The organism is Nitrincola alkalilacustris, from assembly GCF_008973755.1.
GTDB lineage: Bacteria > Pseudomonadota > Gammaproteobacteria > Pseudomonadales > Balneatricaceae > Nitrincola > Nitrincola alkalilacustris.
Window position 1 is genome coordinate 519,838 of the sequence record NZ_WBOM01000003.1, and the last position, 10,215, is coordinate 530,052.

Below are 10,215 nucleotides of genomic sequence, written 5' to 3' on the forward strand. Positions count from 1 at the left end.
TATCGGTATCTGTACCATCGCTCAGGTTGTCTGATTCTGGCCTCATTGGTAAAAAGCAGGAACAAAAGCATGAGTAATAATATGACAAGTTTAATGGCCGCTGAAGCAGCAGAGACGGCAGATCGCATTGCCGAGCAACTGGACAAAAACCTGCCTGCCGTACAGCGGGTAGTGGATCTCATCCGCCTTAAAAGACCGGAGCTGGTGTATATGGTTGGCCGTGGGTCGTCGGATCATGCCGGCGTGTTTGCCAAATATCTGATCGAAATTGAACTGGGGATTCCGGTCACTGCGGCAGCACCCTCTATTGCCAGTGTTTACCACCGTCAGCTAAAGCTGGAAAAGGCGCTGGTACTGGTGCTGTCTCAGTCCGGCCGCAGCCCTGATATTCTGGCGCAGGTGGCCATGGCGAAGGCATCTGGGGCGATGATGATTGCCATAGTGAATGATGCTGAATCACCATTGGCGCAAACGGCAGATGTAACTCTGCCAATTCTGGCAGGAGAGGAGCGTGCTGTTGCCGCTACCAAAAGCTATCTGGCCACGCTCAGCGTGTTGTTGCAACTGGTTGCTTGTTGGTCTGGCAATCAGGAGTTGCAGGAGGGGTTGAAGCGATTGCCGGCGCTCTTGAGAGATGCACAGGCACTACCCGCGCAACTGACAGCTGATTCACTCAGGCAGATAAGCCACTGCGTTGTGCTGGGGCGGGGGCTGGGATATGCCATCGCACGCGAAATTGCGTTGAAATTGAAAGAGGTGTGCGGAATTCAGGCCGAAGCTTTCTCCAGTGCCGAGTTCATTCACGGGCCCGTGACACTGGTGCAGCCAGGTTTCGCTTTGATTTCTGTTGATATTGCAGATGAGAGCCAGGCTGCTCATCTGACGCAGGTGGCAGATATCGAGAGCCGAGGCGGTCTGATTCAGGTTCTGCATGTTGGGGGATTGACTGCTCATCCCCGACTATTGCCACTGCTGGTGTTGCAGCGCTTTTATCTGGATATTGAAGTGGTGGCGCGTAGTCTTGGCGTTAATCCTGATGCTCCGCCGGGGCTTAATAAAGTCACACAAACGGTGTAGCCATGATGCAACTACTGAATGTTGAGCGTCTGTTTGATGGTGAGTCCTGGCACCAGCATATTGAGGTACAGATCGAAGAGGGAGTGATTCGCTCACTGAAACCTACCGATCCAGATTTTTGTGATGGCATACTGGTGCCTGGCTTTATAGATCTTCAGGTGAATGGTGGTGGCGGTGTTCTATTCAATGCTTCACCTACTCTCGATACCTTACGCCGGATGGTCAGAGCGCATGCCCGTTACGGAACGGTAGCTCTGTTACCAACACTGATCACAGATGATCTGAGGGTGATGGAGCGTGCGGCTGATACTCTATCCGAGGCGATCGCGTCGGCAGAGCCAGGTGTGTTAGGCCTGCATTTTGAAGGACCGCACCTTTCAGCCCCCAAGAAAGGAGTGCATCCGCAGCAGCATATCCGGCCACTCAGCGAGCGAGAGCTGGCGATCTATGCCCGTCAGGATATCGGTATCAAGTTGGTGACGGTGGCGCCGGAGTGTGTACCCCCTGAACAGATACGACAACTGATCGCGCAACAGGTGACTGTCTTCCTGGGGCACTCCAACGCCGATGCTGAAACAGTGCTCGCAGCCATTGACGCCGGTGCGCGAGGATTTACCCACCTCTATAATGCCATGTCGCCTCTGACATCACGTGAACCGGGCATGGTCGGCGTTGCTCTTGTTGACCAATCCACCTGGTGCGGAATAATACTGGATGGTCATCATATGCATCCGCTTGCTGCCCGTCTTGCCCTGCAAAGCAAACCACAGGGTAAGTTGCTGCTGGTGACGGATGCAATGTCGCCTGTTGGCACCGATGATCAGCATTTTGATCTCTTTGGGGAACAGGTCACGCGCCAGAATCTGCAACTGACGAACAGCAGAGGGCAGCTGGCAGGCTCCGCACTGGATATGGCATCGGCTGTGCGTTATGCGATCAATCAGTTGGATGTCAGTGAAGATGAAGCCTTGCGGATGGCTTCGCGCTACCCTGCGCAGTGCCTGGGGTTATCGGCAGGCCTTCTCAGAAAGAGTGATGCCGCAAGTATGGTATTACTTGATCAGAACTGGCAGGTGCAGCAATGCTGGATCAATGGGATGTGTTTGCCTGCTGTAGATAAAGAGTTGCTAATATGTTAAAGATTATCGGGATCAATAAATAACTATAAAGGATATAGCATGACCTCTGCCACTGCTTCGGAAGACGCACAGCTTTTACGTCAGGATGATAAAGGCGTTGCCTGGCTGACCCTTAATCGGCCGCAGGCACGCAACAGCCTGTCACTTGATTTGATCGCGACCCTCCAGGCCGAGCTGGACCAGATCGCCGCAACGCCCTCCATCCGCGTGGTTGTCTTAGCAGCCAATGGACCTGCGTTCTGTGCCGGACATGATCTTAAGGAGGTCTCCTGTGCTGATCAGATATTCCATCAGATGCTGTTCAACCGTTGCAGTGAGTTGATGCTGAGTATTCGGCGCTTGCCGCAGCCAGTGATTGCCTGTGTTCAGAGTCTGGCAACGGCTGCTGGCTGTCAGTTGGTAGCGAGCTGTGATCTTGCGGTGGCAGCTCGCTCAGCCCGCTTCGCGACCCCGGGTGTTCATATCGGCCTGTTCTGCTCTACACCAATGGTGGCGCTGACACGTAATGTGCAACCCAAGCAGGCGATGCAACTGTTGCTGACGGGTGATCCGATAGACGCGAATACGGCACTTGCTTATGGACTGGTCAGTCAGGTGGTGGAGGATGAGGCGCTGCAGGAGGAGACCTGGGCGTTGGCCAGTAAAATTGCAGCCAAGTCGGGCCACACGTTGCGTATTGGCAAAGAGGCCTTCTATCAGCAACTGGAGATGAGTGAGCCGGATGCCTATGCGCTGACCAGCGAGGTTATGGCAAAGAATCTGCAGATTGACGATGCCAAAGAGGGGATAGCCGCCTTTATAGAAAAGCGCCATCCGGTGTGGGAGCAGGACAGGGATCAGTAACTGACTCTGCTTTATTTAATGCTTATGGCTGCTCAGATCACTCCTGAGATGCACCAAACTGTGCAAACACCTCGGCACCTGTCATGTTCTTCGTTGTATTGGCAAAGTCGTAATAGGCCGGTTTTTCATCAATGAATACCTGATGGTCAAACTGCCACTGGTCATTTGCAAACAGTCCAGCTGGAATGGCATGGAAGCCACCCTCTTTAAGACGATAAAAGAGGTGGGTGCCACACTCACGACAGAAACCACGCTCGGCCCAGTCGGATGAGTTGAATACCCCGATATGTGCTTCGCCGTCGAATTTAACGTCATCCCCACATTCCAGCGCCATCAGTGGTCCACCGCCCCATTTGCGACAGATGCTGCAGTGGCAGGCGCCAACGCTCTGGTTCTGAACGGTCGCTTCCAGGCTGACGGCTCCACAAAGGCACTGTCCCTGTAAGGTCTGTTGTTCTGACATGGTTCACTCCTTGATTACTGATTGAGGAAGAATAAGTTGTAGTAGTCGTGCTGATTCAGAATTCTAGCAGCCGATGGAGATTTTCGCCTCTACTCCCGATCCTGCATTTAATTACTGAATATATCCCGCTACAATCAATCGCTTCCCGCCCGTATTCAGTCACAGGATGTTGATAATGTTTGAAGTGGTTGCGCTGACTATCTATCCCGTTAAATCCCTGCAGGGGATTTCATTGAACGACGCTCAGTTGGATGTTCGTGGGCTGGCCCATGACCGTAACTGGATGATAGTGGATGATAACGGTCACTTTGTCACTCAGCGCCAGATCCCGAAGATGGCGACCATCCGTGTGGCACTATCGGATCAGTCGCTGGTGTTGTCTCATGCCGAGGTTGAAGATCTTAAGGTGTCGTTGCAACTGGAGTCACCTGTTCGGCGCGATGTCGTTGTCTGGGGCGATCAGTGTAAAGGACTGGATGCCGGTGATGAGGCATCCACCTGGTTGACGGCAGTGCTGGGTGAGTACAAAGGGCAGAAACTGCATCTGGTTCGCTTTGCCGATGATACCCGGAGGAACGTTGACCCCGACTACTTGCAGGATGAAGAGGCTCATACAGCCTTTTCTGATGGTTTTCCTTTTTTGATTGCCACTGAAGCGTCTCTTGACGCGTTGAACCAGCAGTTGCGTGAGCGTGGTGCCAGCCCGGTGGGTATGGAGCGCTTTCGTCCCAGTATCGTGCTGCGTGGTATTGATAGTGCAGGGCAACCCTTTGCGGAGGATGGTTGGAGGCAAGTGAAAGAACAGAGCGGGGCATATGAACTGGGGATACGCAAACCCTGCCAGCGTTGCAAAATTACCACCGTCGATCAACAAACGGGGCAGATCTCAGAGCCAGCCGAGCCCTTGCGCACGCTGGCTGCGATGAATACCCAACCGACACACAAAGGGGCGTTCTTTGGGCAGAATGCCATCTTGTCATCAGGGGAGGGTGTAACAATAGCGGTGGGTGACAGGCTGCTGGCCGAGTGAGTGGCACGGCAGCCTGAGTTTCAACAGTGCATCAAGCCCGTGACAGGTACTTGCCGGTTTCGGTATTGATCTTCACCTTGTCGCCAGTCTCCAGATACTCAGGCACCTGAAGCTCCAGACCTGTCGCGAACAGGGCAGGTTTGGTGCGACTCGTAGCACTGGCAGACTTCATCGCCGGTACGGTTTCGATAATCTCCATCACCACTGTCGGTGGCAGGGCCAGCGCGATCATGTTGCCATCGACCAGCAGGGCCATCAGCCCTTCCATACCATCAGAGATGAACGGGATCTGATCTTCAATGGTTTCCTGATCGATGCTGTACTGGCTATAGTCTTCTGCATCCATAAAGGTCAGCAGATTGTCTTCACGGTACAGGTAGGAAACACGACGCCTTTCCAGCTGTATATCCTTGATGATGTCGTCACCAACATAGGTTTCTTCATGCTTGCGGCCGCCGGGAACCTGGCTGAAGCGGACTTTATACAGCGTTGCAGCACCACGTGCCGAGGGGCTTTTTACATCGACAGTCTGGGCTATATAGAGGTTGCCGTTGATCTCGACGACATGGCCGCGTTTGATTTCAGATGCCTTTGGCATGGTTTTCTTCTCAGAAAGTTGTCTTGTTGGCCGGCCGACTCTTATCCCGGGTGCATCGGATCGGCACCTGTACAGTTGAGTAGGCTCTGGAGTCTGTTTGGCGACAGTCATAACTGCCGGTGGCGAATTGTATTCCACTCCGGGTTATGATTCGATCTCTGAATACAGATTTTTTTGAGGATTCTGAAACATGTCTGAGCAGCTTCTCTTAATGGGTGAGGGCAAGGTGCTGCCCGAGTGGATCGATTACAACCAGCATATGAATGTGGCGTATTATGTGCTGGCATTTGATCACGCCACTGACGCGCTGCTGGCACATCTGGGAATGGATGCAGAGTATCCGACACGAGAGGGTGGATCATCCTTTGCGCTGGAGATGCATGTCACCTATGATCGTGAGCTGCAGTGCGATGAGCCCTATCTGATCTATACGCAACTGCTGGATGCTGACAGCAAACGACTGCACTTTTTCCATCAGATGATCCACGCCACTGAAGGCTGGCTGGCCGCCACGAATGAGGTGATCACCCTGCACGTCGGCATGGCAGAGCGCCGAGCAGCGCCTTTCCCGCCAGGGGTTCAAGAGCAGGTTGATCAGCTGTTTGCAGCACACCAGAACCTGCCAAGGCCCGACAAAGCGGGCAGGGTGATTGGCATCCGGCGTAAAACTGACTGACTCTGCTTATATAAAAAACATGGAGAGAAAATGAAAACGATCGGTTTATTGGGCGGAATGAGCTGGGAATCCACCGTTAGTTACTATCAGGCTATCAACCAGGGCGTTAAACAGGTGCTGGGCGGCCTGCACTCGGCCAAAGTGGTGCTTCACAGCGTCGATTTCGCAGAGATCGAAGCACTGCAGCATCGTGGTGAATGGGATGAAACCGGGCGAATTCTGAGTGAAGCGGCACGCTCGGTTGAAGCGGGTGGTGCTGATTTTTTGCTGATCTGTACCAACACGATGCACAAGGTTGCCGATCAGATCCAGGCGGCTATCGATATCCCGATACTGCATATTGCCGATGCCACCGCCGAAGTGCTCAGGCAGGATGGGATTCGGCGAGTTGGGCTGCTGGGCACACGCTTTACGATGGAACAGCCCTTTTACCGCTCCCGACTGGAAGATCATTTCGGCATCGAGGTGCTGGTACCGGATGAGTCTGAACGTGATGATGTGCATCGCATCATCTACTCCGAATTGTGTCTGGGCAAGATCGAGCCCCACTCACGCACTCGTTACCTCGAGATTATCGCCTCACTAGAGCAGCGCGGTGCGCAGGCCGTCATCCTCGGCTGTACCGAGATTGCATTGCTGGTCAGCCCATCGGATACATCAACACCCCTGTATGACACCACCGCGATTCATGCGGCGCGGGCAGTCAGAGAGGCGCTGTCTTAAGTTTCAGCGCCCATTTGCATCATGCACAAATGAATACTATAGTTTCCTTTAAGCGCTATAAGGAACACTATGGTATTCATTTTATGAAAAATCTGTCATCCCCGGCTGAAATTGCATTGCAGCAGTTAGGCGAACATCTTCAGATTGCACGCAAGAGCCGGCGCTGGACGCAAGCAGAGGTTCAGGCTCGCACAGGATTATCACGCGTCACCATCCGCAGAATTGAGCAGGGCTATCCTGGCGTGACGATGGGCAACCTGGCAACCCTGCTGGCACTTTACGGACGGGTAGAAGCACTTGCTCATATCATCGAGCCGGAACAGGATCTGCTCGCATTGAACTTTGATCTGCCACGCAGAATCCGGCAGAGCCGAAAAGAGTATGACAATGACTTCTGAGCATGACGAAATATTCAGCGCGTATGTATTCGTCGAGCTGCCCGATGAGGAGGAGTCAGTACTGGCAGGGCGGTTGATACTTGAGTCGCGTCGCAGCGTTTTCTTTTACGGTAAGTCATACCTGAACCGGCCGGATGCTTTTGCATTTGACCCTATCAACCTGCCGCTGGTTAATACACCACAGATATTTGCCGGGCAGAACCATATACCTGCCGTTCTGTTGGATGCAGGCCCAGATAACTGGGGCAAGCGTTTGATGTATACGCTGCACAAGCGCACGCCGCGCAATGCCGTTGAAGAACTGCTGGCAACACGCGGAGCCGGTGTGGGTGCATTGAGCTTTTCGCTCTCTCGTACCCGACCCAAATCCACCCCTGAGTTCGAGTCTTTAAAGCATCTGCTGGCTTTGGATAAAGGCATCAGTGACCTGTTGGAAAGCAACCTCCTGACACCAGAGGTAGTCAGGCTTTTTGAACCGGGTTCATCCATGGGCGGGGCAAGGCCAAAGTCCGTTGTGCAGGATGAGACGGGAGCTTTATGGATTGCCAAGTTCAACAGGCCAGAAGATCTGTTTGATCAGGCTGCAGCCGAGCAGATGTGTTATCTGATGATGAGAGACTGCGGTATCTATGCCTGCCAAACCCGTTTGATCAGAGCCGGTGGAAGGCATGTGCTGCTGGTCCGGCGATTTGATCAAACCGAGGCAGGACGACGTTTACACTTTATCAGTGCACGCGCGCTGATGTACCAGCCACGAGTGCGGGTGGATGACGTGCCTGTTCAGTACGCATACCCGCGCCTGGCCAGCCTGATTGATCAGATTGGAGATAGGGCAGAACAGGATAAAACCGAACTGTTCCGCAGAATGGTTTTTAATATCCTGGTGGGCAACTCAGATGATCATCTGCGCAATCATGGGCTGCTGAAAAACATATCAGATCACCATTACCGCCTGACACCTGCCTATGATGTCGTGCCTCAGCCAGGTCAGTTTCATCTTCAAGCGATAGGAGTGGGGCAGAAGGGACGCGAAAGCTCACTTGAAAATGCGCTGTCTGCCTCTCAGCACTTTGGGCTTTCGACAACCCAGGCAGAAAGCATCATCAAAGAGATCGCCAAAGTGACACGCCAGTGGCGAGACTATGCCGAGCAGGCAGAGTTGTCTGAAGCTGACTGTCGGATATTGACGGAGGTGATGGAGTTGGAGCGTTCTGTCAGATGAGAGCAGAGGGGTATTCACTTATCCCAAGCCCATTCGCGCATTGCACCCACAATAAAGATAGGGTAATTTCGATCGGATAACTCAGAAGTACCGACTTGCTGTGATGGAGCACCGGCCGGGCGGTAGCGTGTGTGACGGTCTGTAAATCTTTGCTCAGCAACAAACCACTGCCATAAAGCATCTGAATTTCCAGTCGTTAGATGTCTTGAAGTAAACGGGAGGCGATTATTACAACTTCGAACCTAAGCCATGCCATCTGGCCGCTGAAGAGCATCGTTATACGTTGGCCGAAGTAAGTCTAATTTCGACCCAAAGCGGACGTTGGGCTAAGCCACTTTAAATATACGATACTTAATATTTCCTATAGCTCTGTAAGGAGACAAATACAGAGAGAACACGGGGCGCCAAATGTATTTAAGCAGAGTTAAATTATGTAACTTTCGTCGACTATCCAATGTATCTATTGGTTTGGATGAAGATATTTCGGTTTTTGTTGGAGCAAATAACAGCGGTAAGACGTCTGTTGCGCAGGCTATGCATTTGTTTCTTGCGGGTGCTCGCGATCGCTTTTCCTTCTACGATATTAGTGCATGCCGCTGGGGCGCAGTTGAGTCTTTTGCAAACGGTGAAGAAGGAGCCACTCTTCCTGAGATGGCTATCGACCTTTGGTTTGCTGTCGAAGAGGAAAATCTGCACCGTGTGATTGATCTTCTTCCACGCCTCGACTGGCAGGGAACGCATGTTGGCATCAAGATCACCTTCGCGCCGCAGAACCAAGACGAAACTCTCATTCGCTTTCGGAAACGGTATGCAGAAGCGCAGCAACTGGCTGAAGGCATACCTGTTGCTGAAGGTGAAGAGGCGTATATAGCACCACCAAGAACTCTTCGAGAATACCTGGAAACTGAATTACATCGTGAGTATGAATTCAAATATTATGTTCTCGATGAGGCACAATTCGGCGATGATTTTGAACCAAATGAGGGTTATCAACCGCAGGAGTTGCTTAAAGAACATGGCCGTACCGGCAAAGATATTATTAACTCCCTGTTGAAGGTTGATTTCTTGCACGCACAGCGGCATTTGTCTGACAGTTCCGGAGGCAGCCGTACTGAAGAACTTTCGCGCCATTTGAGTCGTTACTATTCGCGCAATCTTGAACGCCACAACGAAGACTACAACGCTATAAGGGCACTAGCTGTATCCGAAGACCTATTAAACCAACACCTTGGGCAGGTCTTCGCTGAAACGCTCAGACGACTGGAACAACTTGGATATCCAGGTTTTGCTAACCCGCGCCTTTTAATTAAGTCAGCACTGAATCCAGCCACGGTGATGAGCAGTCAAGATGGAACGCATGTGCACTATGCTTTACATGATGGAGACGATGCACTTACGTTGCCCGACAAATATAACGGGCTTGGCTTTAAAAATCTGATCTATATGGTAGTAGAGTTGTTAGACCTACATGCTCAGTGGATGTCAGTCGAGGACAATCGTCCAACTCTTCATCTCGTTTTTGTTGAAGAGCCTGAAGCACATCTTCATGCACAACTACAGCAGGTATTTGTGAATAAGGTTCTTGATATACTGCGCGAAGAAGCGGATGACCCTGAAACATTTAGAACACAGCTTATTCTAACTACTCATTCCCCCCACATCTTATACGAGCGTGGCTTCAAACCAATCAGGTATTTTCGGCGTGAAAACGCAGGGGTTGCGCAGAGCTCTCAAGTATTGAATCTGTCAGAGTTCTATCACAGGACTGCGAACCCAAGCAGAGACTTCTTGGAGCGTTACCTCAAGCTCACACATTGCGACCTATTTTTTGCCGATGCCGCCGTGCTGGTGGAGTGAAGTGGCTATAGTTTCCCGGACACACAACTGCAGGTAAGATCACCTGCCTACAAAAGGTGTGTTGAAGTGGCTATAGTTTCCCGGACACACAACTGCAGGTAAGATCACCTGCCTACAAAAGGTGTGTGTCATGAGTCAGAAGAAAAGCAATTCCTATACAGCTGAGTTCAAAGAGTCGGCAGTCAAACT

The 10,215-nt window shown here is 51.9% G+C and carries 11 protein-coding genes; 9 read left to right on the plus strand and 2 right to left on the minus strand.

Annotation, left to right across the window (positions count from 1 at the left end; all coding sequences use genetic code 11):
- Nucleotides 1-81: 81 nt before the first annotated feature.
- The 3 genes from nagB-II to F7R27_RS07880 are packed head-to-tail and all read left to right on the plus strand — an operon-like array spanning nt 82 to nt 3,059.
- On the plus strand, nt 82-1,077 hold the full coding sequence (gene nagB-II, locus F7R27_RS07870) for a glucosamine-6-phosphate deaminase NagB-II (RefSeq protein ID WP_151703676.1): 996 nt from the start codon (nt 82-84) through the stop codon (nt 1,075-1,077).
- Nucleotides 1,078-1,079: 2 nt separating this feature from the next.
- Nucleotides 1,080-2,216 (plus strand): N-acetylglucosamine-6-phosphate deacetylase, encoded by a 1,137-nt coding sequence (gene nagA / locus F7R27_RS07875; RefSeq protein WP_151703677.1) that lies wholly within the window; start codon nt 1,080-1,082, stop codon nt 2,214-2,216.
- A gap of 39 nt (nt 2,217-2,255) precedes the next feature.
- Nucleotides 2,256-3,059, plus strand: a complete 804-nt coding sequence (locus F7R27_RS07880; protein ID WP_151703678.1) for an enoyl-CoA hydratase — start codon at nt 2,256-2,258, stop codon at nt 3,057-3,059.
- A 37-nt stretch (nt 3,060-3,096) separates the two neighbouring features.
- On the opposite strand, the gene F7R27_RS07885 is transcribed toward F7R27_RS07880, so the two are convergent.
- Nucleotides 3,097-3,522, minus strand: a complete 426-nt coding sequence (locus F7R27_RS07885; RefSeq protein ID WP_151703679.1) for a GFA family protein — start codon at nt 3,520-3,522, stop codon at nt 3,097-3,099.
- A 175-nt stretch (nt 3,523-3,697) separates the two neighbouring features.
- Here F7R27_RS07885 and F7R27_RS07890 point away from each other — a divergent pair, with 175 nt between their 5' ends.
- Nucleotides 3,698-4,552 (plus strand): MOSC domain-containing protein, encoded by an 855-nt coding sequence (locus F7R27_RS07890; RefSeq protein WP_151703680.1) that lies wholly within the window; start codon nt 3,698-3,700, stop codon nt 4,550-4,552.
- Between the two features lie 31 nt (nt 4,553-4,583).
- Here F7R27_RS07890 and efpL read toward each other — a convergent pair whose 3' ends face one another.
- Nucleotides 4,584-5,150 (minus strand): elongation factor P-like protein EfpL, encoded by a 567-nt coding sequence (gene efpL, locus F7R27_RS07895; RefSeq protein ID WP_151703681.1) that lies wholly within the window; start codon nt 5,148-5,150, stop codon nt 4,584-4,586.
- 190 nt (nt 5,151-5,340) lie between these two features.
- Between efpL and F7R27_RS07900 the strand changes: the two genes are divergently transcribed.
- From F7R27_RS07900 to F7R27_RS07920, 5 genes are all read left to right on the plus strand, one after another.
- Nucleotides 5,341-5,826, plus strand: coding sequence for a thioesterase family protein (locus F7R27_RS07900; RefSeq protein ID WP_151703682.1), 486 nt, complete (start codon nt 5,341-5,343; stop codon nt 5,824-5,826).
- A gap of 30 nt (nt 5,827-5,856) precedes the next feature.
- Nucleotides 5,857-6,549: an aspartate/glutamate racemase family protein gene (locus tag F7R27_RS07905; RefSeq protein WP_151703683.1), complete on the plus strand. Its 693-nt coding sequence runs from the start codon at nt 5,857-5,859 to the stop codon at nt 6,547-6,549.
- Nucleotides 6,550-6,632: 83 nt separating this feature from the next.
- Nucleotides 6,633-6,947 carry a helix-turn-helix domain-containing protein gene (locus F7R27_RS07910; RefSeq protein WP_168927454.1) on the plus strand — a complete coding sequence of 105 codons (315 nt, stop codon included), beginning with the start codon at nt 6,633-6,635 and terminating at the stop codon, nt 6,945-6,947.
- Complete coding sequence (locus F7R27_RS07915; RefSeq protein ID WP_168927455.1) at nt 6,937-8,169, plus strand: type II toxin-antitoxin system HipA family toxin; 1,233 nt, start codon at nt 6,937-6,939, stop codon at nt 8,167-8,169. Before F7R27_RS07910 ends, F7R27_RS07915 begins: the two co-directional genes overlap by 11 nt.
- A 408-nt stretch (nt 8,170-8,577) precedes the next feature.
- A complete protein-coding gene (locus F7R27_RS07920) occupies nt 8,578-10,026 on the plus strand; it encodes an ATP-binding protein (protein ID WP_151703686.1) in 1,449 nt (482 codons plus the stop codon).
- Nucleotides 10,027-10,215 lie beyond the last annotated feature (189 nt).